Origin of the sequence: Patulibacter sp. NPDC049589 (assembly GCF_040675535.1) — a bacterium.
In the GTDB taxonomy this organism is placed as follows: Bacteria; Actinomycetota; Thermoleophilia; order Solirubrobacterales; family Solirubrobacteraceae; genus Patulibacter.
Window position 1 is genome coordinate 1 of record NZ_JBFAPC010000088.1, and the last position, 23,766, is coordinate 23,766.

Below are 23,766 nucleotides of genomic sequence, written 5' to 3' on the forward strand. Positions count from 1 at the left end.
GGCGCCTTGACGTCCCACGAACCGTCGGACTTCTGTGTCACGTGCCTGCTGTTGGTCATACGGGTTTCCTCACTCGTGCCTGCTACCGACGTAGCCGCGGCGGAGGGGTCGGCGGCGCGCAGCCGCGCGATCAGGGGGTCGGCGGTGAGGGGCACGTCAGCGCTCCGGGTTCGGGGTGGTGGACAGGGGGCGGGCGACCGGCGGTCGTCCAGCCGCGTCGGGACGACTGCCGACGCGCGGGGGGCCCGTGGCACGCCGGGAGCCCGGACGGGGGAGGCCGGCGGGAGCGGTGCGCGGACCGGACGCGGTCGGCCGGACAGCAGCCGTGCGGGCGCGTCCGTCCGTGCGGGCTTCGTCGTCGTCGGGCTCCTCCAGCGCGGCGCGCAGCCGGGAGCGCCCGCGGCTGAGCCGGACGGCGAACGCGCCCGGTGAGCAGCCCGCCGCGCGGGCGGCGCGGTCGTGGTCGAGCCCCTCCCAGGCGACGAGCGCCAGCGCCTCGCGCTCCGTCGCCGACAGCGTCGCGAAGGCGGCGGCGAGCCGGGGGTCGCCCGCGAGCCGGTCGTGCGGGTCGCCGCCGGTCGCGCGGTCCTCGCCCGTCCGGCCGATCTTGCGCACCAGCGCGGAGCGCCGGGCGGTGCTGCGCCGGTGGCCGTGGACGACCCTGCGGGCCACAGCGTAGAGCCACGGCAGCGGGTCGTCGCTCTCCCGCGGCAGGCGGCGCCAGGCGACCGCGAAGGTCTCGGCCGTCAGGTCCTCGACCGCCGCGGGCTCGACGCGCCGCGCGACGTACCGGTGCACGGCCGCGTGGTGCTCGTCGTAGACGGCCCAGCGGCCGGCGGCGTCGCCGGATCCGGGGCCTCGTGTCGGGTGCTCGCTCACACTCCCTCTCTGCCGGGAGGGTCGAGCGTCTTACATCGCGCGGCTCACGTCATCGGGGAGATCCCGCGGACGGGGCCGTGCCGGCGGCGCGGCGGGGCCCGGGTGCGGGGTCCCGCACCGACGCGCGGGAGGGCGGGTGGGCGGAGGCACGGGCACCGGTCACCAGGCCGTGACCTGGAGGAGCTCGTCCGCCTCCCCGCGGTGGACGAGGCTCGGCGCGCCGCCGGCGAGCGGGGCACGGGCGACGACGACGTGGCCGCCGGCGTCGTCGTAGGTGACGATGGCGCTGCCGGTCGCCGCTTCGTAGCCGACGGGGCGCAGGCCGTCCAGGGCCTCCACGCCCCCGGGCGCGTCCGCGGCGGGGAGGCCCAGCGCGGCGTGCAGCCCGGCGAGCGTGAGCGGCGCGGCGCCGAGGGTCAGCCGCCGGACGGTGCCGTCCGCGGAGACCCGGCCGACCAGCGGCGTGCCGTGGCGGGACTCGAGGTCCACCAGCCAGCCGCCGGGCGCGGCGACGATCGGCTGCTGCCCGGGCCGGCGGTCGCCCTGCGTCGTCCGGTAGCGGAAGGGGCGGGCGCGGCCGGCGTCGTCGATCAGGACGCGCCGCGCCGGGGCGTCCCGGCCGACGACCCGCAGCTCCAGCCGGCCGTGGCGCCGGCGGGTGCGGACGCGGTAGGTCTGGCGGACCCGCTCGACGAGGAGACCCGGCTCGGCGGGCGGGGCCGCGTCGTAGGCGTCGAGTCCCGACGCGTAGCGGCCGCGGGTGCGTGTGAGGACGCGCGACGACCGGCCGTCCGGCGCGACGAGGGTGAGCCCGCCGGACACCCGGCGTCGGACGGCGACGCGAGCGCGTCGCACGGTGGCCGGCGACGCCCGCGTCCACTCGTCGAGGGCGCCCTCCGGCAGGGCGTCGAGGACGTCCAGCGGCACCGGGCGCTCCCAGAGCGACGCGCCGGAGGCCAGCGGCCCGAGCAGCTCCAGCCCGTGGGTGGGGAAGCTCGCGCACGCGCCGGTGGCGACCGTGCAGCGCTGCACGACGGCGTCCTCGTCCGCGTCGTCGAGCTCGGCGTGGAAGACGTGCGTGGCGTCCGCGTCCCACCAGACCGTGCCGCGGAAGCCGCGCGGGACGCCGGGCGTGGTCAGCGTCCGGATCGGGCCGCCGTCGGTCGGCAGGAGCAGCGTCCGCTGGTCGAACGTCCGCGCGACCCACAGGCGGTCGGGCGAGACGACGGGCGTCTGGTACCCGTCATCGTCGCCGATCCGCGGGGCGGCGAGCGTCCGGTGCTCGCCGGCCGGCGTGATCAGGACGGGCCCCGGCGAGCGGGTCAGCGGCTCGACGCCGCTCACGACCGGGGAGAGGAGGACGTCCCCGCGGGCGGCCGGCGCGGCGAGCGCGAGGACGGCGGCGGGCAGGACGAGGAGGGTCCGCCGGGGGCGGAGCGGGACGACACGCACCGCGCGATCGTCCCATCCGCGTCGGACCTCAGCCCTTCGCGGCCTCCACGGCCTCGGCGAGGCGGCGGACGCCGTCGTCGATCTTGTCCGCGGTGACCGCGGAGTAGGCGAGGCGGAAGGCGTTCTCGCCGCCCTCGACGAGGAAGTCCGTGCCCTTGACGATCTGGACGCCGCGGTCGGCGGCCTCCTTGGCGATCTTCGCGCAGTCGTGGCCCTCGCCCTCGGGCAGCTCGACCCAGAGGAAGTAGCCGCCCTCGGGCTGCACGAACGAGGCCTGGGGCAGGTGCTCCTTCAGCGCCTTGCCGAGCGTCCCGGCGCGCTCGGCAAGCGCCTCCTTGACGTTCTGCAGCGCGGCGGGGAAGCGGTCGCCGGAGACGAACTCGTAGACGATGGCCTGCGAGACCTGGCTCGGGGCGATGTAGGTGTTCGTCGCGCGGCGCTGGATCTTCTTGATCAGCTCCGGGTTGCCGACGAGGTAGCCGACGCGGACGCCCGGGCAGACGGTCTTGGAGAACGAGCAGGCGTAGACGACGTTGGTCGGCGTGCCGCCGTCGGGCGCGTCGAGCTCGAGGATCCGCGGCAGTGGCTCGCCGGTGAAGCGCACGTCGAAGTACGGGTCGTCCTCGAAGATCAGGAAGCCGTACTGCGCGGCGAGCTCGAGCAGCGCGTGGCGCTTCTCCAGGGACAGCGTGGAGCCGCCCGGGTTCTGGAAGCTCGGGATGATGTGCGCGAGCTTGGGGCGCAGGCCGCCCTCGAGCTCGGCGCGCAGCTCGTCGACGTCGATCCCGTCGGACTGCAGGCCGATCAGGCGCACGTCGGCGCCGCGCTCGCGCAGGCCCAGGAGCGTGCGGTCGTAGGTCGGGCGCTCGACGACGACCGCGTCCCCGGGGGACACGACCTCGTCGAACAGGAAGGCGTCGGCCTGCATCGAGCCGTTGGTGACGATGACGTGGTCCTCGGGGACCCCGTGCTTCTCCGCGATCCAGCGGCGCAGCGGCACGTAGCCGATCGCGGTGCCGTAGCCGGCGACGCCGGCGGGATCCTTCTCGAAGGCCCGGACCGCGGCCTCCTTCAGCCCGTCGATGTCGACGATGTCGGCGGACGGCGCGCCACGGGAGAAGGAGATGGAGTCGGCCATGCCGCAAGCCTATTCACCGGCCTGCGGGGATGACGGGCAGGGGCGTGCGGGCGACGGCGACGAGGGTCCCGCGGGCGATCGGCGGCGGGCGGCCGGCGGACGCGGACGGCCCGGTGAGGGCGTCGGAGCGGGCCTCAGCGGCCGGGGCGGCGACCGCGCGGGGCGACCGGCTGGGGCGCCGGGTCGGACGTGCACGCGGGGTCGAAGATGCGCATGCGGTCGCGGGCGACGGCCTCCGCGGCGTCCAGCGCGTCGAGCGGATCGAGGGGCGCCGGGACCACCGCGCGTTCGAGCGCGGAGAACATGCCGTCGAGATCGAACGAACCGGGCACGGGGCCACTGTATGCGGCGGACCGGCGGAAACGCCGTTCCGACGGGGCGACGGGCCTCCTTCGCCGCCGGCGGGCGGTCTCCTCCTCGCGGATTCGTGCCGTGGCCGGCGCGCGGGATGGATCGCCGAGGGCCGGTCGGGTCGCGGCGCCGCGGCTGGGCGGACCCGCGGACCGGTGCGGCCGGATCTCAGCCGATGGTGTCGAGCGACCGCAGGGTGTTGGCGACCGCGCGCGCGGCCTCCTTGCCCTTCTTCACGAAGTGCTCGGTGTAGTACTCGACGTGGTCGGCGTGCTCGTGGAAGTGGTGCGGGGTGAGCGACACCGAGAAGACCGGGACGCCCTCGTCGAGCTGCACGCGCATGAGGCCGTCGACGACGGCGGCGGCGACGAAGTCGTGGCGGTAGATGCCACCGTCGACGACCAGGGCGGCGCCGACGATCGCGGCGTACTTGCCCGTCCGCGCGAGCTTCTGGGCGTGCAGCGGCAGCTCGTAGGCGCCCGGCACCGTGAACCGGTCGACGTGGTCCGCGGAGAAGCCGTGCTCGACGATCTCGGCGAGGAAGCCGACGCGGCTCTGGTCGACGATGTCCGCGTGCCAGGAGGCCTGGACGAAGGCGACGCGGAGGCCGGCGGTGTTGAGGGACGACTCGGGCGTGCTCACGACCCGGACCGTATCGTCCGGGACCCCGCACCGGACGCCGACGGACGATCGACATCGTGCCGCGACCCGGGTCGCGGCGGCCATGCCACCCCGGAACGACGACGGGGCGACCGATGGCCGCCCCGCGTGTCCCGCTCCCCGGACGCCGCCGAGGCGCCGTCCGGATCTCCTGCGGCCGGGTCCGCGGCACGCCTTGCGGGTGCCACGAGCCCTGCCGCAGTCCGACACGCCCCGACCCGAGACGCTCGGGGCGGGGCCCGCCTGGTCTCCTCAGCCCTTGAGGATGTCGATCGCGATGTCCGCGACCTCGGTGGGGGTGCGACCGACGCGCACGCCCTTGGCCTCGAGCGCCTCGGCCTTGGCCTTGGCGGTGCCGGCGGAGCCGGAGACGATGGCGCCGGCGTGGCCCATCTGCTTGCCCTCCGGCGCCGTGAAGCCGGCGATGTAGCCGACGACGGGCTTCGTGACGTGCTCGCCGATGTACTCGGCGGCCTCCTCCTCGGCGGAGCCGCCGATCTCGCCGGAGAGGACGATGAGCTCGGTCTCGTCGTCCGCCTGGAACTGGGCGATGATGTCGATGAACGACGAGCCCGGGACCGGGTCGCCGCCGATGCCGACGATCGACGAGTTGCCGAAGCCGGCCTGGGCCAGCTCGTTGCCGATCTGGTAGGTCAGCGTGCCGGAGCGCGAGACGACGCCGACGTTGCCCGGCTTGAAGAACGACGCCGGGATGATGCCGACGTTCGCCTTGCCCGGGGACAGGATGCCGGGGCAGTTCGGGCCGACGACCGTCGTGCCCGGGTAGTCCCGCTTGACCGTGTTGTAGAGCTTCAGCTCGTCGTGGGCCGGGATGCCCTCGGTGATGATGATCACGAGCTCGACGCCCGCGGCGGCGGCCTCCAGCGCCGACGCGGCCGCGAAGGGCGGCGGCACGAAGATCATCGCCGTGTTGGCGCCGGACTCCTTGACCGTCGTCTCCCAGTCGCCGAAGACCGGGATGCCCTCGACGTTCTCGCCGGCCTTCTTCGGGTTGACGCCGCCGACGACGTTCGTGCCGTAGGCCTTGTTGTTCAGCGTGTGGAAGCGACCCTCGCGGCCGGTGATGCCGGCGACGGCGAGCTTGGTGTTCTCGGTGACCAGGATCGACATCAGCTGTTCCCCTTCGCCGCCGCGACGACCTTCTCGGCCGCCTCGTTCATCGTCTTCGCCGTCTGCACGTTCGGCAGCGCGGCCTTCTCGAGGATCTCGCGACCCGCGACGTCGTTGGTGCCGTCGAGGCGGACGACGAACGGGACGGTCGGCTTGAGGTCGGCGAACGCGGCGACCAGGCCGTTGGCGACCTCGTCGCAGCGGGTGATGCCGCCGAAGATGTTGAAGAGGACGGCCCGGACGTTGTCGTTGGAGAGGATGATCTCCACGGCCTGCTTGACCTTGGCGGCGTCGGATCCTCCGCCGGCGTCCAGGAAGTTGGCCGGCTCGCCGCCGGCCTGCGCCACGACGTCCAGGGTCGACATCACGAGCCCGGCGCCGTTGCCGAGGATGCCGATGTTGCCGTCGAGCTTGACGTAGACGACGTCCTGCTCGGCCGCCTTGACCTCGATCGGGTCGAGGTTGGCCTTGTCGCCGAGCTCGGCGTGGTCCGGGTGACGGAACGCGGCGTTGCCGTCGAGCGTGACCTTCGCGTCGAGCGCCTTGACCTTGCGGTCGGGCGTGACGATCAGCGGGTTGATCTCGGCGAGGGAGGCGTCCTCCTCGATCCAGACCTTGTAGAGCGCGACCAGGGCGTCGGCGACGCCCTCGATGACGTCCTCGTCCGCCTTGCCCTGCGTGGCGATGTCGAGCGCCTGCTCCTTCGTCAGCCCGACGAGCGGGTCGACGTTCTGCTTGATGAGCTTCTCGGGCGTCTCGACGGCGACGGTCTCGATCTCGACGCCGCCCTCCGTGGAGAACATGACCAGCGGCTTCTTGGCCGAGCGGTCGAGCAGCACGGAGGCGTAGTACTCCGTCGCGATGTCCGAGGCGTGCTCGATCCACAGGGTGCGCGTGATGTGCCCCTTGATGTCGAGGCCGAGGATGTTGGTCGCGTGCTCGCGCGCCTCGTCCTCGTTGGACGCGAGCTTCACGCCACCGGCCTTGCCGCGGCCGCCCATCAAGACCTGGGCCTTGACGACGACGGGGTAGCCGATCTCGTTGGCTGCGGCGACGGCGTCGTCGACGGTCGTGACGGCGCTGCCGTCCGACACGTCGAGGCCGTGCTTCGCGAACAGCTGCTTGCCTTGGTACTCGAGCAGGTCCATGTGGCGGTTCCTGTGTCGTGTGGAAGCGCGCGGCGGGCGGAAGGGGCTCCGTCAGGAGCCCCGGCGACGTCGCGCTGTGCATGACGCCGGACGACGGTGTAGCACCCGTCCGACGGACCGCCGGGACACTAGTACGCGGCCCGTCCACGCGCGTATAGGCCCTGTTGCCGGCAGGACGTCCGGGTGGGTGGCTCCCACCGATGGGGGAGACCGGTCTGCCCGCGGGCGGGTCCGACGGGCGCGCGGACGGACGCACCGATGAGTCCGGGGTCTCCGCCGGGTCTGGAAGGGCGAGACGACGTCCGACCGGCGTCGCCGGCCCGTTCCCGGGCCGTCCGTCCCCACCGAGGAGCCCCGTGCGCCCCACCCATCCCCTGACCGACCGCGCCGACCGCGTCCGCCACCCCCTCGGCGCCGCCCGCCCGGGTGCCGAGCGGCGGTGCACGCCGCACGCCGCGCCGCGGGCCGGCGGCGCCCCCGTCCGATCGCGGACGCTCGTGGTCCGCGATCGAAGGGAGGGTGGTCGCATGTCTCCCACCCGGTCCCCGCACGACTGCTCCCCACCGCCGGAATCGAACCCCGCGGGTCGCCCGGTCCGCGCCGTCGAACTCCGGGACGAGTGCCGACGCGCCAAGTATGGTGCCCGGCGATGAGCACCGACGCCGTGATCGAAGCCCACGGTCTGCGCCGCTCGTTCGGTGACGTCCACGCCCTGCAGGGGGTCGACCTGGTCGCGCCCGCCGGCACGGTGCTGGGGGTCCTCGGGCCGAACGGGGCGGGCAAGACGACCGCCGTCCGGATCCTGACCACGCTGCTGCCGCCCGACGGCGGGACGGCGAGGGTCGCGGGGCTGGACGTCGCCAAGGACGCGCAGGCGCTGCGGTCGCGGATCGGCCTCGCCGGCCAGTACGCCGCCGTCGACGAGTACCTGACGGGCCGGGAGAACCTGGAGATGGTCGGCCGGCTCTACCACCTGAGCCCGAAGGAGTCGAAGACCCGCGCGGTCGAGCTCCTGGCCGAGTTCGACCTGACCGACGCCGGCGGCCGCGTCGCCAGCACCTACTCCGGCGGAATGCGCCGCCGGCTGGACCTCGCGGCGGCGCTCGTCGTGCGGCCCCCGGTGCTCTTCCTCGACGAGCCGACGACCGGCCTGGACCCCCGCAGCCGCAACGCGCTGTGGCAGACGATCGAGGAGCGCGTCGCCGAGGGCACCACCGTGCTCCTGACGACGCAGTACCTCGAGGAGGCGGACCGCCTCGCCGACCGGATCGCGGTCATCGACCACGGCAAGGTCATCGCCGAGGGCACGTCCGACGACCTGAAGGCGAAGGTCGGCGGCGAGCGGCTGGACCTCGTGTTGGAGGACCCGTCGCAGGCGGGCACGGCGATCGAGGCGCTCGGCCCGCTCGCCGACGGCGAGCCCGCGATCGACGGCACGTCGCTGTCGACGCCGCTGCGGGCCGACAGCGGCGGGGTCGTGGCCGCCGTGCGCCGGCTCGACGCGGCGGGCGTCGGCGTGACGGACATCGCGGTCCGCCGGCCGACGCTGGACGACGCGTTCCTGACCCTCACGGGCCGCCCGACCGAGGAAGCATCGACCGACCCGGAGGAGACGGCATGAGCAGCCTGCGCTGGACCTTCTCGGACACCCTCGTCCTCGCGACGCGCCAGCTGCGCCGCATCCCCCGCCAGCCCGACCTGCTGATCGGCTACACGATCCAGCCGGTCATGTTCGTGCTGCTGTTCCGGTACGTCTTCGGCGGCGCGATCGCGACGCCGGGCTTCGACAACTACGCCGACTACCTGATGCCGGGGATCATCGTCCAGTCGATCGCCTTCGGCGGGTTCGTGACGGCGCTGGCGATCGCGGACGACATGAACAAGGGGCTGATCGACCGCTTCCGGTCGCTGCCGATGTCGCGGATCGCGGTGCTGTCCGGCCGCGCGTTCGCCGACATCGCGCTGAACGCGCTGCAGCTCGTCGTCCTGATCGGGATCGGGCTCGTCGTCGGCTTCGGCTTCGACAGCGACGTGCCGAAGGTCGTGCTCGGGATCCTGCTGCTGCTCGGGCTGGGCTTCGCGTTCTCGTGGGTGTTCGCGCTGATCGGCCTGTCGGCCGGCTCGGCGGAGACGTCCAACGCGATCGGCTTCACGGTGATCTTCCCGCTGACGTTCGCGTCCGGTGCGTTCGTGCCACCGTCGACCATGCCGGACGGGCTGCGCCAGTTCGCGGAGGCCAACCCCTTCACGACGCTGGTCGACGCGACGCGCCACCTGTTCCTCGGCGCGCCCGCCAACAGCGACGTGTGGATGTCGATCGTCTGGATCGTCGGCATCACGGCGGTCGCGGCGACGCTGGCGCTCCGGCGCTACCGCTCGCTGGCGAGCTGAGCTCGCAAAGCGAAGGGGGTGCATGCGACTCGAGTGCACCCTCTACGAGATGTCTCTCCTCAGTCGCCGCCATCGAGCTCCGCGACCACGGCCTAGAGGCGCGATCGCACCGGCGTCCTTGAGTTCGCCCAGGACCTTGCTGATGTACGCGGCGCTCACTCCGGGCGCCGCGTCGCGCACCTGAGAGACGGCGAACTCGTCGGACAACGAAGAGCGGATGAACGAGACGATGAGTGCACGCTTCGAGCCACGTCCGTTGACCACGGTCGTGCGGTTCTCGAACTCGGCGTACGCCGCCAGCACGATCCCGAGAAAGTACTCGGTCCACGGGCGGAGGTCATGGGTCGCCTCGTGCCATCCGACGGTCGACTTGGCGAGCGCCTCGTAGTACGTCTCCTTGCTCTCCTCGATCAGTTTCTCGAGGCTGATGTAGCGACCGACCTCGCATCCCCCGTTGTAGAGCAGCCAGAGGCCGAGCAACCGGGCCATTCTGCCGTTGCCGTCGCGAAACGGATGAATCACGAGGAAGTCCAGGATGTACGCGGCGGTGAGCAACAGGTGCGAATGGCGGTCTTCGCCCTTGGCGCGGGCGAAGCCCGCGTGAAGGCCGTCCATCGCGGCAGGAGTCTCCTGTGCGGAAACCGGTCGGAACCGCTCGACGACCGTTCCGTCTGGATGCTGCTCCTCGACGACGTTGTCGAGTCCCTTCCAGCGGCCGCTTGTCGAGTCACCTGTGAAGCGCGACAGGTATCCGTGGAGTTGCAGGACGACCGGTGCTTCGAACGGCATGTCGGGCCCGTTCGCGTGGATCTGATCGAGGACGTAGCGGTACCCTGCGATCTCCTGTTCGGATCGGTTCTGCGGCGTGGTCTTGTCGGTCACCAGCGCCTCGATCCGTTCGCGCGGTGCGCGGATGTTCTCGATGGCGTTCGAGGCTTCTGCGCTCTGGATGATCGCGATCTCCCGCAGGACATCGAGGCCGCTTGGCGTCTGATGACGGAAGACCTCTTCGCGACCGCGCGCCTCTGCGATCGCCGTGAGGGATCGCACGAGCTCCGGGTTCAACGAGCCGAAGTGCTTCTCGAGATCCTCGAAACTCTTCACGCTAGGAACGTACTACTGGAGGCGCTCATTGTATGACGTTTCTCGAAAGAGTAGGCAATGGCCGAGAGACCGAGACGACCTGCGTTCTCGGCTTTCGTACGTCATCGACGTGATGACGGGTGCATGACGGCGAGAGGCCCGGCCGGTACCGTCCTGCCATGACCGGCCCCTGCCTCGACGACCGCATCGCGGTGTCGCTGCTGTTCGCCGACACGCCGGACGACGGCTTCCCGGACTACGCCGCGGCGGCCGACGCGCTCGAGGCGTGGCTGTCCGAGCAGGGCCTCGTGGAGGTCCCGGTCGAAGTCTCCGGGGCGGAGCTGTCGCGCTTCCTGCGGCTGCGCGACGCGGTGCGGGAGATCCTCGGCGCGCGGGTGGACGGCCGGGCGCCGGACGGCTCCGCGGTGCGGATCGTGGAGGCCGCCGCGCTCGCCGCCCCGGGTACGCCGATCGGCGTCTGGGACGGGGACGGCAGGGTGACGCGGGGCTGGCGCTCGACCGGCGGCGACCCGCTGGACCGGGCGGCGGCGACGATCGCCGCCGACGTCGTGGACCTCGTCGTCGACCACGGGGATCGCCTGCGCCGGGGCGCCGCGGGCGGGACGCGGTTCGTGCTCGACGGCACGGGCCGCGGTTCGGCCGCGGCGGCCTGAGCCGTCGGCCGAGCCGAGCTGGTGCGGGCGTCGGACGACCGCGGGCGGGCCTGATCCGGGCTCGTGTCGGGGCCAGGGACCGGAGCCGGCGGGACTTCCCTTCCATCTCGGCATACGTGACCTTCCTCTTCCTCCTGCTCATGGGCGGCGGGGCACGGCATCATGCTGGAGGCAGGACCCGAATCTGCCAAAATCCGATCCGCTTACCCTCCGCCGCGTCGCGCCCCTCCGCGACCACCGGCGCGCCGCCCGCCGGCAGGGGAAGCCCGAGCACCTCGACGACCTTGCCATCTTCCGTTCCCGTCCTCACGCCCGAGCACCTCGAGCACGTCGATCGCCTGGCCGGGTCGCTCGATCGCGACCAGGCGATCTGGCTCAGCGGCTACTTCGCGGGCCTCGCCGGCCAGGGCGCGGGCGGGGCGGCCAACGGCGCCGCGACGAACGGTGCGTCCGCCGGCCTCGTCGAGCCGTCGCCCGCGGCGGCCGCTCCCGCCACGCGCCTGCTGACGATCCTCTTCGGCACCGACACCGGCAACAGCAAGGAGCTCGCCGGCGAGCTCCGGGGCGCCGCGAAGGCCCAGGGCATCGAGGCGACGGTCGCCGACATGGCCGACTACAAGCCGCGCGCGCTGAAGGAGGAGCAGGACCTGCTCGTCGTCACCAGCACGCACGGCGAGGGCGACCCGCCGCCGAATGCGCTCGGCTTCTTCGAGTTCCTCGCCGGCCGCAAGGCGCCGAAGCTCGCCGGCGTGCGGTTCTCCGTCCTGTCGCTCGGCGACTCGACGTACGAGCACTACTGCTCCGCCGGCAAGCAGATCGACGCGCGGCTGGAGGAGCTCGGCGCCGAGCGGATCGCTGATCGCGTCGACTGCGACGTCGACTACGAGGACGACGCCGCGGCCTGGATCGCCGACGTCGTCGCGAAGCTGACGCCGGACGAGGCGCCGGCGACGACCGGCGCCCCGAGCGCCGCCGCGGTGGGGACCGCCCCGGCCAGCGGCGTCGCCCCGGCCACCGCGCACTCGAAGAAGCACCCGTTCGCGTCGGCGGTCCTGGACAACGTCGTCCTGACCGGCCGCGGCTCCTCGAAGGAGACCCGCCACGTCGAGCTGTCCCTCGAGGGCTCCGGCCTGACGTACGAGCCCGGCGACGCGCTCGGGGTCGTGCCGCTGAACGACCCGGCACTCGTCGACCGGCTGCTGGAGCGCACGCAGCTCTCGCCCGACGCCCCGGTCACGACGAAGCAGGGCGAGCTCCCGCTGCGCGAGGCGCTGACCCGCACGTTCGAGATCACCGCGGCCACGCCGCGCTTCCTCGACCAGTGGGCGGAGCTCTCGGGCGCGAAGGAGCTGCAGGCGCTGAAGGCCGGCGACGCGAAGGCCCGCACGGCGTTCTTCCGTGAGCACCACGTCCTGGACTTCGTCGACCGCTTCCCGGTCGCCGGTATCGAGGCCGAGCAGCTCGTCAAGGGCCTGCGCCCGCTCCAGCCGCGCCTCTACTCGATCGCCTCGAGCCTGGCCGCGGCGCCGGACGAGGCGCACCTGACGGTCTCCACCGTGCAGTACGACCTGCGCGACCTCGGCCGCACCGGCGTGGCGTCCGGCCACCTGGCACGGCTGACCGGCGAGGACGACACCGTTCCGGTCTACGTCCAGAGCAACGAGCACTTCCGCCTGCCCGCCGACGACGTGCCGATCATCATGGTCGGCGCCGGCACCGGGGTGGCGCCGTACCGCGCGTTCCTGCAGGAGCGCGAGGCCCGCGGGGCCGCCGGGAAGTCCTGGCTCGTCTTCGGCGAGCGCAACTTCCGCACCGACTTCCTCTACCAGGTCGAGTGGCAGCAGCTCCTGAAGGACGGGACGCTCACGAAGCTCGACCCCGTCTTCTCCAGGGATGGGGCGACCAAGTCCTACGTGCAGCACCGCCTGCGCGAGAAGGGCGCCGAGGTTTGGGCCTGGCTGCAGGACGGCGCCCGGATCTACGTCTGCGGCGACGCGAACGCGATGGCGCCGGACGTCCACTCCGCGCTGGCGGAGATCGCCGTCGAGCACGGCGGCCTGGACCGCGAGGCCGCCGACGCCCACCTGACCGAGTTGCAGCGCGACCACCGCTACCTCCTGGACGTGTACTGAGATGACCCCGACGACGAAGACGACGCCCGACACCGTGGTCGAGATCGACCGCAGTCGCGACCTCTCGCAGCCGCTGGAGAAGCTCGCGCCCGAGGAGCGCATGAAGTTCGAGAGCGACTACCTCGCCGGCTCGATCACGACGGACCTCATCGACGAGATCACCCTCGCCGTCGACGAGAACAACAACAAGCTCATGAAGTTCCATGGGATCTACCAGCAGGACGACCGCGACATCCGCGACGAGCGTCGTCACCAGAAGCTGGAGCCCTTCTTCACCTTCATGCTCCGCGGCCGCATGCCCGGCGGGGTCTGCACCGCCGAGCAGTGGCTGAAGATCGACGAGCTCGGCCGGACGTACGGCAACGAGCAGTTCCGTCTGACGACGCGCCAGACGTTCCAGTTCCACTACTTGAACCGCAACGCGCTGCGCGAGGTCATGCTCGGCCTGCGCGACGTCGGGCTCGATGGCAAGGCCGCTTGCGGCGACGTCGCCCGCACGGTGATGAGCGGCGTGCACCCGGGGCTGACGAAGCTCCACAAGCAGGTCTACGAGCAGGCACAGCTGGCCAGCGACCACGTCATCCACAAGACCAGCGCCTACGAGGAGATCTGGTTCGGCGAGAAGCCGAAGGAGCCGCGCGGCGAGAACGAGGAGCCCTTCTACGGCAAGCAGTACCTGCCGCGGAAGTTCAAGATCGGCTTCGCGGTCCCGCCGAGCAACGACATCGACATCTACTCGCAGGACCTCGGCTTCGTCGCGATCGCGAGCCGCGGCAAGCTCAAGGGCTTCAACGTCGTGATCGGCGGCGGCATGGGCCGCGCGGACCGCGCGCCGGAGACCTACCCGCGTCTGGGCGACGTCATCGGGTACATCGACGTCGACCAGCTGCAGCCGACGCTCGACGCCGTGATGGGCGTCCAGCGCGACTTCGGAGACCGCGTCACCCGCGCCCACGCGCGCTTCAAGTACACGATCGACGACAAGGGCCTCGACGTCATCAAGGGCGAGATCGAGCGCCGCCTCGGCTTCGAGCTCGCCCCCGCCAAGCGCTTCAAGTTCGACTCCAACGGCGACGACCTCGGCTGGCGGACGGGCGACGACGGCCTCGAGCACCTGACGCTGTTCATCGAGAGCGGCCGCATCATCGACCGCGGCGAGCGCCGGCTCATGAGCGGGCTGCGGGCGGTCGCCGAGGCCGGCCTGTGCGTCTTCCGCCTGACGCCGAACCAGAGCGTCATCCTGTCCGACGTCCGGCCGGAGGACCGCCCGAAGGTCGAGGCGCTCCTCGCCGAGCACGGCATCGACAACGCGCCGAAGAAGGGCCGCAGCGCGCTGCGCCTGAACTCGATGGCGTGCGTCGCGATGCCGACCTGCGGCCTGGCGATGGCCGAGGCCGAGCGCTACCTGCCCGAGCTGATCACGAAGATCGAGGTCCAGCTCGAGAAGCACGGGCTGACCGAGGACCCGATCACGATCCGCATGACCGGCTGCCCGAACGGCTGCGCCCGGCCGTACATCGCCGAGATCGCCCTCACCGGCCGCGCCCCCGGCAAGTACAACCTCTACCTCGGCGCCGGCTTCCACGGCCAGCGGCTGAACAAGATGGTCCGCGAGAACGTCGGCGAGGACGTGATCCTCGAGGTCCTCGACGAGACCCTCGGCGCCTACGCGAAGGACCGCAAGGAGGGCGAGCGGTTCGGCGACTTCGTCGTCCGGGCCGGGTTCGTGGCCGAGGTCAAGGAAGGGCGCTTCTTCAACGACTGAGGTCGTCGTCCACCGCCCACTCGCCGTCGATGAGCACCGTGCTCGTGCCGGTCGTGACGTCGATCAGGCGCAGCGGGGCGCCGTGGCCGGTGCCGTGCCATCCCAGGGCGCGCATCGCATCGGCGACCCGGTCGGAGATCGTGCCCTCCGCCCCGCTCGGCGAGCAGTAGAAGTCGAGGTAGTCCTCGCCGACATCGCGCAGGCCGGCGACGACGCCGCCGGCGTACCGCCAGGATCCGCTCCACTCCGTGCCGTCGTCGTGCACCCAGTCGACGTTGCACAGGGCGCAGTAGAGCTCGTCGGCGAAGGCGGGATCGTCGGCTCGGCCGGCCAGCGCCCGGATGTCGTCCTCGAGGATGCGCTCCGTCAGATCATCCATGGGAGCGAGCGTCTCGCATCGCGCAGCCCGCGTCGAGGTATCCGTGGGCCCTCTCGGAGGTTCGACTCCCGCAAGGCGTCAGGAACCTCGGACGCCCGCCGCGCGGCGTCGCGCGCTCGTCCGGCGGCTGTTGCAATCGCGAGCGGCGGTGTCCCGGGGCCCGCGCGGCGTGGCGCCTGGGGCGGTCCGCCGTCAGGCGTCCGCAGACCAGAGGTCCAGGTCCGAGTGACGGGCGATGTGCTGGAAGTCGCCGTCGGTGGACAGGAGCACGAATCCTCGGGCGATCGCTCGGACGAGCGCGGCGACCTCCGGGACCGCGGGCGGGGCATCACGGCGCAGGAACAACGCCCAGACGCTCGTGTCGACGAGGAAGGTCACCCGCCGGAAGGGTCGGCCGAGACTCCTCGCGTCCGTGCTGCCTAGTAGTCGTACGACGGCGAGCGCAACGGCGACCGAGCGTTCCGGGGATACGCCGGACGGCCACATGGGCAGTCGCGCCGCCATGAACGCGATGCCGCGCAACCGGAACGTTCTCTGCCGCGGTCGTGGAACGCCTCGCGTCACCGGCGCGAAACGCCGCGGCCGTCGATGCTCGACGTCGTTCGGCCGCCGACCGATGCACAGGTGACCGCATGGACGACCCAGGCGCGGATCGGGAGGGGCGGCCAGGGGACAGCCCCCTTCTCTCCGGTCCCGAGGCGCTGCGCGCACGGTGTTGGAGGCGTCCCGGAGGGGATCGTTGGCCGGTCGGGATGGCGATGAACGGACGTCAGCCAGGCCTGCTTCCTTGACCTTCCGTCGCCTCTCAACACCGCGCCCGGTCGGGCGCCCACACATGCACGGCAGTCCTTGCGCTCACCCGACGTTGACGACTGGTACCACGGCGGTACCATTGAGGGTATGGCGATGAACCTGCGTCTCAGCGACGAAGAGACCGAAGCGCTCCGCCGCAAGGCCGCCGAGGACGGAGTGTCGATGCAGGAGGTCGCGCGCGTCGCGATCGCCGAGTACGTGTCCGACCGCCCGGGGAGGCTGGCTGCCGCGATCAGCCGGGTGCGGACCGAAGATGCCGAGCTGCTCGAGCGGCTCGGTCGGTGACCTCGACCGACTACCTGACGGTCGCCGATCTGATCGAGATCGCCGAGGGCGTGATCGGCCCGTTCAAGGTCCGCGACCTCGGTCTGCTCGCATCAGCGGCGGGCCGACCCCAGAGCTCCGTCTTCGGCGAGGACGCGTACCCGACATTCGCCGGCAAAGCGGCTGCGCTCATCCACTCCCTCGCTCGCAACCACGCGCTGGTCGACGGCAACAAGCGTCTGGCGTGGTCCGCGACCCGCGTCTTCTGCCTCCTCAACGGGCACGACCTGTCGTTCACCGTCGACGATGCCGAGGCGTTCGTCCTCGCCGTCGCCCGCGGCGACCTCGACGTGCCCGAGATCGAGACCACGATCACCGCGCACCTCCGCTGACCCGGACCGCAAGCCAACCGCCGGCCGGACTCCTCCATTGGGGTCCGGCATCGCGGCGGCGGCTCGGGGGTCGTTCCTCGGACGTCAGCCGGTGGTGGTCACTCTCGTCCCTGCGGCGCCCGCGCGCTCGATCGCGCGGTACACCGTCGAGCGTCCGACGTTGAAGAGTTCCGCGAGCTCGGCGACCGATGTGCCTCCGGTGCGGTGGAGCTCGACGAGGTGACGCTCCTGGTTGGGCGTGAGCTTGGGCTTGCGGCCCGCGGCCGGCCCGCGGCTCGGGCGACCTCGAGTCCTTCGCGCGTCCGCATGCGGATCAGGTCGGACTCGAACTCGGCGACCATCGCCAGCACGTTGAACAGCAGCCGGCCCACCGGGTCGTTCGGATCATGGACGGAGCCACCGAGGTTCAGCTTGACCCGCCTGACCGTCAGCTCATCAACGATGTCTCGCGCGTCGGGCAGCGAGCGGGCGAGGCGGTCGAGCTTGGTGACGACCAACTGGTCTCCCTCGCGGCAGGCCGCGAGCGCCTCGCGGAGGCCCGGTCGCGCACGATTCGTGCCGGTGAGGCCGTGGTCGATGTAGACCCGGTCGGGTCCGACGCCGAGGGCGTGGAGGGCGTTGCGCTGCGCGGTGAGGTCCTGGCCCTTCGTCGAGACGCGGGCGTAGCCAATCATGAGAGTGTTCATCACGCCAGCGTCCTGCGCGACTGGGTGCGCAGGCCCCTTTCGGTGCGGCGAAGCCGTGCCGCAGACGATCAGCTATCGGGACGTCTCGGCGTGCGCGCCTGCGTTGTGCGGGGGACCCGGCCCGCGTCCGAGGACGAGGAGCCGGCTGGCGTCGCCGGTCAGAGTTCCTTGTCAGCGGAGAAGATCGGGGGGCCGGTCGCACCGTTGTTGATCTGAACGAAGACGCTTGCACAGACGTGGTCCGGCAGAGACCGGGCCACTTCGAGGTCGATGGAGCCGCCGGCGGAGAGGTCGACGGTCTTGTCGAAGCGGTTCTTTCGGCCCGGGAACTGGAAGACGTCGTAAGGAGACGGGACCCTTCCAACGCCGGGGCCACGCCGTGCGCTCCAAATCCGGGATACGCCGGCGAGGAAGTCATCGCCGCCGTTCTCGCATCCGCCGTCGGACCGCGTGGTGCGGAGGCTGACGGCGGTGAGCGCCGGCCATCTGGTCATGCCGGGGGTGTAGCCGTCCGTGGGCGCCTGCCGAGAGGAGAACGTCACCCGAGCGAGCGTTGGCGAGCGCACTTCCACGCGTACCTCGGCGGGGATGCGTTCGTCGATCTCCGCGAGCGCCCCGACGGGGAAGTCGTGCACGCGATCGCGCCCGAGGATGAGGAAGGCAGCACCAGCCACCAGAGTCAGCGCAAGTGCTCCGATGATGAGCCGGGAACGAGGGCGCAGGCTCGCCACGCGCGATCCGACGGTGCTTGCGGGCATGGGACTCCTAGCGGGACGCAGTCGGCGGGACGACGCCGGGGACCACCCGATCGTAGTCGTCCGCTCGCCTCACCCGCGAGCGCAACAGATTGATGAAGCGGCGGATTCATCGATCGCTGACGGTGGACGCGTCGACCTCGACCGACGATCGCCTACCCCGTCCCGATAGCCGAACGCCAGCCGGCACGACGGCCGGGACGCAGGCGGCTCGGTGCGAACGGATGCCTGGCGTCCCAGCGGACCCGTCCAAATTGATTCCGGATGAAGGGGCGTCATAGGGCACACCTCTGCGGTGGCCATCTCGGCACCCGGACGCTCTCGCCCTGCGGCGACCCGACGTTGCGCAGCAGATCTCCGACGGGCGTCGGCGTCGCATCTCGAGGACCACGTGACCACGCCCGGTCTTCTGCCGTGGCACTGCACCCCGAGACCGTCGTCCGGTGTCGGGACGGGCGCGGTCGTGCACCGATCCCGCGGCCCCAGTGCGTGTACGGTGTCTACAATGTCATACTCGGGGGGATGCCTCTTCCCAAGCAGATCGATTTCGTCACGATGGACGTGTACGGCACGTTGATCGACTGGGAAGCCGGGATCATCGAGGCGTTCACGAAGGAGGCCGGCAAGGACGGCTTCACCTTCGAGAAGGACCGCCTGATGAACCTGTTCCACGAGAAGCACCGCGAGATCGCGGCCGGCTCGTACGAGCTGTACGCCGAGGTCCTGCGCCGCACCGCTCGTGAGGTCGCCGCCGAGCTCGGCTGGGACGACCTGCGCCAGGAGCCCGCCCGCGCGAACTTCCTGCCGGACTCCGTCGAGCGCTGGCGCCCGTTCCGCGAGACCATGCCGCAGCTGCGCAAGCTCGGCAAGGAGTTCAAGACCGGCCTGGTCTCGAACATCGACGACAAGCTCCTCGGCCTGACGCGCCGCCACATCCGCCACGACTTCGACCTCGTCGTGACGGCCCAGCAGGTCCGCTCCTACAAGCCGGACACCGCGCACTTCACCGAGATCTCGCGCCGGTACGGCTCGAAGAAGAACTGGGTCCACATCGCGTCCGGCTACTACGCCGACGTCGCGCCGTGCATCAAGGCGAAGGTCCCCGTCGTGTGGATCAACCGCCACGGCGAGGAGCTCGAGAAGGGCGTCAAGGCGCCGACCATCGAGGTCAAGACCCTGCTCGACGCCGTCCGCGAGCTCGGCCTCAAGTAGGACGTCCGTCGGCCGCCGGCCCGCGGGACGGCGACGTCCCGCCCGTCGGCCGTCGTCCCTCGGCGGGCCCGGCCGCGCGACTCCCGCTCGGCGCTGGCCGCCGGACCCGGATTGGGATCCTCTGATCGATGCGTGCCCTCGCCGTCCATCCCGACGTCCTCGTCGTCGTCTCCCGCGTCTGGCAGACGACCGCCGCCATCGTGCGCGCGCCCGCCGCTCCCGGCGGCTCGGCGGCGGGGGCCGATCCGCTCGCGCCCACGGCGGCCGCCGCCCCGCGCGAGGCGTTCCTGATCGACTCGCCGGTCTACCCCGACGAGCTGGAGCTGACCGCGCAGGTCGCCGGACAGGCGGGCTTCGCCGTCGCCGGGCTGCTCGCCACGCACGGCGACTGGGACCACCTGCTCGGGCGCTTCGCGTTCCCGGACGCGGCGCTCGGGGTCGCGGAGACCACGGCCGCGCGCCTGTCCGGCCACACGGGCGAGGCCGCCCGGGCCCTGCGCGCGTTCGACGCCGAGCACTACGTGCAGCGCGGGCAGAACGGCACGCCGCCCGGGCTGAAGCTCGGCGAGCTCCAGGCCCTGCCGGTGCCGGGCAAGATCGGACTGGCGGGCCCCGGCGACGGGTCCGGATCGGCCCCGCCCGAGCACGACCTCGAGCTGCACCCCGCCCCGGGCCACACGGCCGACGGCATGGCGATCTGGGTGCCGTGGGCGCGGACGCTGATCTGCGGCGACTACCTGTCCCCGGTCGAGATCCCCACCTGGCACGACCACGACGGGTCGCGCACGCAGTACCGGGCGACGCTCGACGTGCTCAAGCCGCTCGTCGACCAGGCCGACTGGGTGATCCCCGGCCACGGTGGACCGATCGACGGGGACCGCGCGCTGGCGATCTGGCGCGAGGACGTCGCCTACGTCGACCGCTTCGTGCTGCCGATCGCCCGCAGCGGCGCGCGACAGAAGCAGCTGCACGCGGCCAACGAGGCCGTGTCCCAGGGCTGAACGGCGCCCGGGCCGACGGCGCCGCACCCGTTGCCGGCGGGGCCGCGGCGGCCGCGGGGTACCGTTCGCGCATGACCGGTCCGGCCGCCGACGCGGCCACGCACCCCTCGATCGCCTCGCGCTTCCGCGGCTACGCGGCGCAGCTGCACGAGCAGAACGAGACCTACGGCCGCCTGATCCCCCGCTGGGTCGCGCGGCTGTTCGCGCTCTGCGCGGTGCTGCTGATCCCGTGGAGCGTCTTCCTCGTGCTGTCGCTCCCGGAGCACACCACGGCGCACGCCTGGAACCTCGCCTGGGCGGGCTTCGACGTCGGCATGGCGATCGCCCTGGCGGCCACGGCGCTGGCCGTGGCGTCGCGGTCGGTCTGGAGCGGGCCGCTCGCGGCGGCCTGCGGCACGATGCTGCTCGTCGACGCGTGGTTCGACGTCACGACCGCGGCCGCCGGGGGCGAGCAGATCGAGGCGATCGCGATGGCGGTCCTGCTGGAGATCCCGCTCGCGGTCCTCCTCTTCGCGACGGCCCGGCACATCGGGCTGGTGGTCGTGCAGGCGCGCCGCTACCTCGAGGCGGCGGACGTCCACCTCGTCGCCGGCCGGCTCGTCGGGCCCGACGGGGCGCCGGTCGTCGGGCGGGACGACGCGCGCGAGGTCGCCGGGGGGCGCTGAGCCGGTCGCCTCAGCAGATCAGCGCCTGCCCCGTCGGCGTCAGGTCGGCGACGATCAGCGGGACGACGAGCGTCTGCGCGACGGCCGTCGCCCAGATCCCGGCCAGCGGCAGGCGCCGGCCGGGCTTCGGCGTCAGGGCGGCGATGCCGGGGAGGGCGATGGCGGCGAGGAAGATCGCGATCAGGCCGATGAACCAGATGGCCATGACCGAGAAGCCGTCGGCGGGCGCGTAGGCCCACGAGCACTGGAGCCCGCCCGCGACGGCCGAGAGCGCGAGCGTCGCGGCGGCGGCGACGGATCCGCGCCGCGACAGGCGCTGCGAGACGATCCAGGCGACGAGCGCGGACATCGCCGCCAGCGCGATCGCCAGGAGCCAGAGCGGAGTCACCGCGACGCGGTCGAGCTCGTCGAGGACCCGGTCCGCGAGGCGGACGCAGGGCCCGCCGCCGCCGTTCTCGTCGAACGCGAGCCGGACGCCGTGGAAGCGCGACGAGACCCAGGCGAGGGCCCCGACGATCGCGCCGACCACGAGGACGGCCGGCACCCCGATCCGGGCCACACGCACGACCCGAGCGTACCCGGTATGCGGGTGTCCCACGGGGGTATCCCCGCCCGGCGGGGCCCGCATGTCCCTGCGGGTGCGCCGAGCCTCGTCGATCTCCCGGCGCGGCCTCGACCCGAGACGCTCGGTGCGGGGCCCGCACGCCTTCCGCCGTCAGTCGATCGCGCGGCGGCGGAAGCCCAGCAGGCCGATCGTCCCGAAGACCACGATGCTGCCCACGATCCCGAGCGGGATCGCCCAGGTCGCCATGTGCTCGCCGGTGCCGATCGCCGCGCGGGCGCCCTCGCTGACGTAGGTCAGGGGGTTCAGCAGCGTCACGACCTGGAACCAGCGGAGGCTGTCCAGCGACGACCACGGGTAGAACGTCGCACCCGTGAAGAGGAGCGGCGTGAGGATCACCGCGAAGGCGATGTTGATCTTGTTGGCCGGCACGACGGTGCCCATCACGAGGCCGACGCAGCCCCCCGCGATCGCCCCGCCGATGATCACCGCGATGAGGGCGAACCAGTTCGCCCCACCGAGCTGCAGGCCGTCGGGCAGGACGATCGCGGCGATCGGCAGCAGGACGAACGCGGAGAAGATCCCGCGCAGCGCGGCGTGGACGATCTTCTCGACGCCGACCGCCCACGCGGGCAGCGGGGCGAGCAGCCGGTCCTCGATCTCCTTCGTGAACGAGAACTCGATGACCAGCGGCAGCGCGACGTTCTGCAGCGACACGGTGATCGCCGTCAGCGCCATGACCCCCGGCAGCAGCAGGTTGCCGTAGCCGCCCTGGGCCTGGCCGATCTGCGGCAGCACCCGGCCGAAGATGAAGAGGAAGAAGATCGGCTGCAGCAGCGCCTGGGCGAGGAAGCCGCCCGGCTCGCGGCGGACGGTCACCCAGAGGTCGCGGCTGAGGATCGCCAGGAAGGCGCGGCGGCGGGTGCCCGGCGCGGCGCCGGGCGGCGTGGTCTCGGTCGTGCTCATCGGAGCTCCCTCCCGGTCAGGTGGACGAAGACCTCTTCGAGCGAGCCCTCCAGCTGGCGGAGCTCGACGAGGTCCAGGCCTCCGGCGGCGAGGGCCGGGACGAGCCCCGCGGCGTCGATCGCGCCGTAGGCCCGCAGCGTCGTCCGGCCCTCCGCCGACGTGACGACGTCGGCGCGCTCGACGCCCGGCGCCGCGCCCAGCGTCGCCGCGGGGTCGGTCCCGGCCGCGCCGGCGCGGGGCACGACGACGACCTCCACGCCCTGCTCGCCCGGCAGCAGCCTCCGCAGGCCTCGCGGGGTGTCCAGCGCGATGACCTCGCCGTGGTCGACGATCGCGATCCGGTCGCAGAGCTGGTCGGCCTCGGCCATGTCGTGCGTCGTCAGGATCAGCGTCGTGCCGCGCTCGCGCAGGTCGCGCATCGTGTCCCAGAGGAACAAGCGCGACTGAGGGTCGAGGCCCGTCGTCGGCTCGTCGAGGATGAGGATCTGCGGCCGGTGGATCAGCGCGCGGGCGATGATCAGCCGCTGCGCCATGCCGCCGGAGTACTGGTCGACGCGGTCGTCCTCGCGGCCCTTCAGGCCGACCTGCTCCAGCAGCTCCAGCGCGCGCTCGCGCCGGGCCTTGCGCGAGAACCCGAAGTAGGCCGCGTGGAAGGTGAGGTTCTCCAGTGCGCTGAGCGAGCGGTCGAGGTTCGGCCGCTGCGGCACGATCGCCAGGCGCAGCTTCACCGCGACCTGGTCCGTGGTGACGTCGAGCCCGTCGACCAGGACGCGGCCGCCCGTCGGCCGCACGCGGGTGGTGATGACGCCGATCGTGGTCGTCTTGCCCGCGCCGTTGGGGCCCAGCAGCCCGAAGATCTCGCCCTGCGCGACGCGGAAGTCGATGCCCTTCACGGCCTCCGGGCCGTCGGTGCGGTAGCGCTTGCGCAGGCCCTCGACGACGATCGCGTCGGCCGCGACGGGCGGGGGAGGCCCGAAGGCCCCGGATTCGGTGACGGTGCTCATGTCCTCTGCCTCTCTCGCGACCTGGGCCGGCCGGTCCGCCCGCGGGGGTCCGGGAGCGGCGCGCACCCCGACAGCCTAGGACCCCGCCGTGGCGGAGCCCCCGTCGCCCGTCCACCGTGGATTCCGCGGTGGCGTGGGTACCCTCGCTCCATGGCCGCGCGCACGATCGTCTGGGAGGGGACCGACGCCTGGCGCGCCGAGGTCGCCCGAGGCCACCACCGCGGCGGCCCCCGCCCAAAACGTAGAGAACAACGAAGAAAACA

At 72.3% G+C, this 23,766-nt stretch carries 24 protein-coding genes and 1 pseudogene; 10 read left to right on the forward strand and 15 right to left on the reverse strand.

What is annotated here, in order from left to right; translation table 11 throughout:
- Nucleotides 1-156: 156 nt before the first annotated feature.
- From AB0L40_RS16440 to sucC, 7 genes are all read right to left on the reverse strand, one after another.
- Nucleotides 157-879 carry an RNA polymerase sigma factor gene (locus AB0L40_RS16440; RefSeq protein WP_364356623.1) on the reverse strand — a complete coding sequence of 241 codons (723 nt, stop codon included), beginning with the start codon at nt 877-879 and terminating at the stop codon, nt 157-159.
- 159 nt (nt 880-1,038) lie between these two features.
- On the reverse strand, nt 1,039-2,331 hold the full coding sequence (locus tag AB0L40_RS16445) for a hypothetical protein (protein ID WP_364356626.1): 1,293 nt from the start codon (nt 2,329-2,331) through the stop codon (nt 1,039-1,041).
- Between the two features lie 28 nt (nt 2,332-2,359).
- Nucleotides 2,360-3,469 carry a PLP-dependent aminotransferase family protein gene (locus tag AB0L40_RS16450; protein ID WP_364356629.1) on the reverse strand — a complete coding sequence of 370 codons (1,110 nt, stop codon included), beginning with the start codon at nt 3,467-3,469 and terminating at the stop codon, nt 2,360-2,362.
- 134 nt (nt 3,470-3,603) lie between these two features.
- Nucleotides 3,604-3,801: a hypothetical protein gene (locus AB0L40_RS16455; protein ID WP_364356631.1), complete on the reverse strand. Its 198-nt coding sequence runs from the start codon at nt 3,799-3,801 to the stop codon at nt 3,604-3,606.
- Nucleotides 3,802-3,988: 187 nt separating this feature from the next.
- Nucleotides 3,989-4,462 (reverse strand): 6,7-dimethyl-8-ribityllumazine synthase, encoded by a 474-nt coding sequence (locus AB0L40_RS16460; RefSeq protein ID WP_364356634.1) that lies wholly within the window; start codon nt 4,460-4,462, stop codon nt 3,989-3,991.
- Nucleotides 4,463-4,732: 270 nt separating this feature from the next.
- Entirely contained in the window at nt 4,733-5,611 is an 879-nt protein-coding gene (sucD, locus tag AB0L40_RS16465; protein ID WP_364356637.1) for a succinate--CoA ligase subunit alpha, read from the reverse strand.
- A complete protein-coding gene (gene sucC / locus AB0L40_RS16470; protein WP_364356640.1) occupies nt 5,611-6,759 on the reverse strand; it encodes an ADP-forming succinate--CoA ligase subunit beta in 1,149 nt (382 codons plus the stop codon). Before sucC ends, sucD begins: the two co-directional genes overlap by 1 nt.
- A 649-nt stretch (nt 6,760-7,408) precedes the next feature.
- Here sucC and AB0L40_RS16475 point away from each other — a divergent pair.
- The gene (locus tag AB0L40_RS16475; RefSeq protein WP_364356643.1) at nt 7,409-8,380 is read left to right on the forward strand and encodes an ATP-binding cassette domain-containing protein; all 972 of its coding nucleotides are present in this window, start codon (nt 7,409-7,411) and stop codon (nt 8,378-8,380) included.
- A complete protein-coding gene (locus AB0L40_RS16480; RefSeq protein ID WP_364356646.1) occupies nt 8,377-9,150 on the forward strand; it encodes an ABC transporter permease in 774 nt (257 codons plus the stop codon). Before AB0L40_RS16475 ends, AB0L40_RS16480 begins: the two co-directional genes overlap by 4 nt.
- 42 nt (nt 9,151-9,192) lie before the next feature.
- On the opposite strand, the gene AB0L40_RS16485 is transcribed toward AB0L40_RS16480, so the two are convergent.
- Nucleotides 9,193-10,254, reverse strand: a complete 1,062-nt coding sequence (locus tag AB0L40_RS16485) for a Fic family protein (protein WP_364356649.1) — start codon at nt 10,252-10,254, stop codon at nt 9,193-9,195.
- Between the two features lie 158 nt (nt 10,255-10,412).
- On the opposite strand from AB0L40_RS16485, the gene AB0L40_RS16490 reads away from it, so the two are divergent.
- From AB0L40_RS16490 to AB0L40_RS16500, 3 genes are all read left to right on the forward strand, one after another.
- Nucleotides 10,413-10,907 carry an ABATE domain-containing protein gene (locus AB0L40_RS16490; protein WP_364356652.1) on the forward strand — a complete coding sequence of 165 codons (495 nt, stop codon included), beginning with the start codon at nt 10,413-10,415 and terminating at the stop codon, nt 10,905-10,907.
- A 284-nt stretch (nt 10,908-11,191) separates the two neighbouring features.
- The gene (locus AB0L40_RS16495) at nt 11,192-13,039 is read left to right on the forward strand and encodes an assimilatory sulfite reductase (NADPH) flavoprotein subunit (protein WP_364356655.1); all 1,848 of its coding nucleotides are present in this window, start codon (nt 11,192-11,194) and stop codon (nt 13,037-13,039) included.
- A gap of 1 nt (nt 13,040) precedes the next feature.
- Nucleotides 13,041-14,804, forward strand: coding sequence for an NADPH-dependent assimilatory sulfite reductase hemoprotein subunit (locus AB0L40_RS16500; RefSeq protein WP_364356658.1), 1,764 nt, complete (start codon nt 13,041-13,043; stop codon nt 14,802-14,804).
- On the opposite strand, the gene AB0L40_RS16505 is transcribed toward AB0L40_RS16500, so the two are convergent.
- Nucleotides 14,794-15,183, reverse strand: a complete 390-nt coding sequence (locus AB0L40_RS16505) for a hypothetical protein (RefSeq protein ID WP_364356661.1) — start codon at nt 15,181-15,183, stop codon at nt 14,794-14,796. The two genes, AB0L40_RS16500 and AB0L40_RS16505, sit on opposite strands and share 11 nt — an antisense overlap.
- A 192-nt stretch (nt 15,184-15,375) precedes the next feature.
- Entirely contained in the window at nt 15,376-15,561 is a 186-nt protein-coding gene (locus tag AB0L40_RS16510) for a hypothetical protein (protein WP_364356664.1), read from the reverse strand.
- A gap of 522 nt (nt 15,562-16,083) precedes the next feature.
- On the opposite strand from AB0L40_RS16510, the gene AB0L40_RS16515 reads away from it, so the two are divergent.
- Complete coding sequence (locus tag AB0L40_RS16515; RefSeq protein WP_364356667.1) at nt 16,084-16,281, forward strand: ribbon-helix-helix protein, CopG family; 198 nt, start codon at nt 16,084-16,086, stop codon at nt 16,279-16,281.
- Nucleotides 16,278-16,652: a type II toxin-antitoxin system death-on-curing family toxin gene (locus tag AB0L40_RS16520; RefSeq protein ID WP_364356670.1), complete on the forward strand. Its 375-nt coding sequence runs from the start codon at nt 16,278-16,280 to the stop codon at nt 16,650-16,652. Before AB0L40_RS16515 ends, AB0L40_RS16520 begins: the two co-directional genes overlap by 4 nt.
- An 84-nt stretch (nt 16,653-16,736) precedes the next feature.
- Here AB0L40_RS16520 and AB0L40_RS16525 read toward each other — a convergent pair.
- Nucleotides 16,737-17,338 (reverse strand): annotated as a pseudogene (locus AB0L40_RS16525) (recombinase family protein).
- A 158-nt stretch (nt 17,339-17,496) separates the two neighbouring features.
- Nucleotides 17,497-18,096 (reverse strand): hypothetical protein, encoded by a 600-nt coding sequence (locus tag AB0L40_RS16530; protein WP_364356673.1) that lies wholly within the window; start codon nt 18,094-18,096, stop codon nt 17,497-17,499.
- Nucleotides 18,097-18,615: 519 nt separating this feature from the next.
- Between AB0L40_RS16530 and AB0L40_RS16535 the strand changes: the two genes are divergently transcribed.
- From AB0L40_RS16535 to AB0L40_RS16545, 3 genes are all read left to right on the forward strand, one after another.
- Nucleotides 18,616-19,305: an HAD hydrolase-like protein gene (locus tag AB0L40_RS16535; RefSeq protein ID WP_364356675.1), complete on the forward strand. Its 690-nt coding sequence runs from the start codon at nt 18,616-18,618 to the stop codon at nt 19,303-19,305.
- Nucleotides 19,306-19,433: 128 nt separating this feature from the next.
- Nucleotides 19,434-20,306: an MBL fold metallo-hydrolase gene (locus AB0L40_RS16540; protein WP_364356677.1), complete on the forward strand. Its 873-nt coding sequence runs from the start codon at nt 19,434-19,436 to the stop codon at nt 20,304-20,306.
- A 71-nt stretch (nt 20,307-20,377) separates the two neighbouring features.
- On the forward strand, nt 20,378-20,971 hold the full coding sequence (locus AB0L40_RS16545) for a hypothetical protein (protein WP_364356680.1): 594 nt from the start codon (nt 20,378-20,380) through the stop codon (nt 20,969-20,971).
- Nucleotides 20,972-20,981: 10 nt separating this feature from the next.
- Here the strand turns inward: AB0L40_RS16545 and AB0L40_RS16550 are convergent, their stop codons facing one another.
- The 3 genes from AB0L40_RS16550 to AB0L40_RS16560 form a co-directional block, all read right to left on the reverse strand.
- The gene (locus tag AB0L40_RS16550) at nt 20,982-21,536 is read right to left on the reverse strand and encodes a hypothetical protein (RefSeq protein WP_364356683.1); all 555 of its coding nucleotides are present in this window, start codon (nt 21,534-21,536) and stop codon (nt 20,982-20,984) included.
- A gap of 150 nt (nt 21,537-21,686) precedes the next feature.
- Entirely contained in the window at nt 21,687-22,499 is an 813-nt protein-coding gene (locus tag AB0L40_RS16555; RefSeq protein ID WP_364356686.1) for an ABC transporter permease, read from the reverse strand.
- Nucleotides 22,496-23,503: an ABC transporter ATP-binding protein gene (locus tag AB0L40_RS16560; protein ID WP_364356689.1), complete on the reverse strand. Its 1,008-nt coding sequence runs from the start codon at nt 23,501-23,503 to the stop codon at nt 22,496-22,498. The genes AB0L40_RS16555 and AB0L40_RS16560 overlap by 4 nt, the downstream gene beginning before the upstream one ends.
- Nucleotides 23,504-23,766: the final 263 nt, after the last annotated feature.

Excerpts from the sequence above, each read along its gene's own strand:
- AB0L40_RS16450 (WP_364356629.1), bottom strand. The coding sequence starts at position 3,469 with ATGGCCGACTCCATCTCCTTCTCCCGTGGCGCGCCGTCCGCCGACATC.
- sucD (WP_364356637.1), bottom strand. The coding sequence starts at position 5,611 with ATGTCGATCCTGGTCACCGAGAACACCAAGCTCGCCGTCGCCGGCATC.
- sucC (WP_364356640.1), bottom strand. The coding sequence starts at position 6,759 with ATGGACCTGCTCGAGTACCAAGGCAAGCAGCTGTTCGCGAAGCACGGC.
- AB0L40_RS16475 (WP_364356643.1), top strand. The coding sequence starts at position 7,409 with ATGAGCACCGACGCCGTGATCGAAGCCCACGGTCTGCGCCGCTCGTTC.
- AB0L40_RS16480 (WP_364356646.1), top strand. The coding sequence starts at position 8,377 with ATGAGCAGCCTGCGCTGGACCTTCTCGGACACCCTCGTCCTCGCGACG.
- AB0L40_RS16490 (WP_364356652.1), top strand. The coding sequence starts at position 10,413 with ATGACCGGCCCCTGCCTCGACGACCGCATCGCGGTGTCGCTGCTGTTC.
- AB0L40_RS16500 (WP_364356658.1), top strand. The coding sequence starts at position 13,041 with ATGACCCCGACGACGAAGACGACGCCCGACACCGTGGTCGAGATCGAC.
- AB0L40_RS16505 (WP_364356661.1), bottom strand. The coding sequence starts at position 15,183 with ATGGATGATCTGACGGAGCGCATCCTCGAGGACGACATCCGGGCGCTG.
- AB0L40_RS16515 (WP_364356667.1), top strand. The coding sequence starts at position 16,084 with ATGGCGATGAACCTGCGTCTCAGCGACGAAGAGACCGAAGCGCTCCGC.
- AB0L40_RS16530 (WP_364356673.1), bottom strand. The coding sequence starts at position 18,096 with ATGCCCGCAAGCACCGTCGGATCGCGCGTGGCGAGCCTGCGCCCTCGT.
- AB0L40_RS16535 (WP_364356675.1), top strand. The coding sequence starts at position 18,616 with ATGCCTCTTCCCAAGCAGATCGATTTCGTCACGATGGACGTGTACGGC.
- AB0L40_RS16540 (WP_364356677.1), top strand. The coding sequence starts at position 19,434 with ATGCGTGCCCTCGCCGTCCATCCCGACGTCCTCGTCGTCGTCTCCCGC.
- AB0L40_RS16545 (WP_364356680.1), top strand. The coding sequence starts at position 20,378 with ATGACCGGTCCGGCCGCCGACGCGGCCACGCACCCCTCGATCGCCTCG.
- AB0L40_RS16555 (WP_364356686.1), bottom strand. The coding sequence starts at position 22,499 with ATGAGCACGACCGAGACCACGCCGCCCGGCGCCGCGCCGGGCACCCGC.
- AB0L40_RS16560 (WP_364356689.1), bottom strand. The coding sequence starts at position 23,503 with ATGAGCACCGTCACCGAATCCGGGGCCTTCGGGCCTCCCCCGCCCGTC.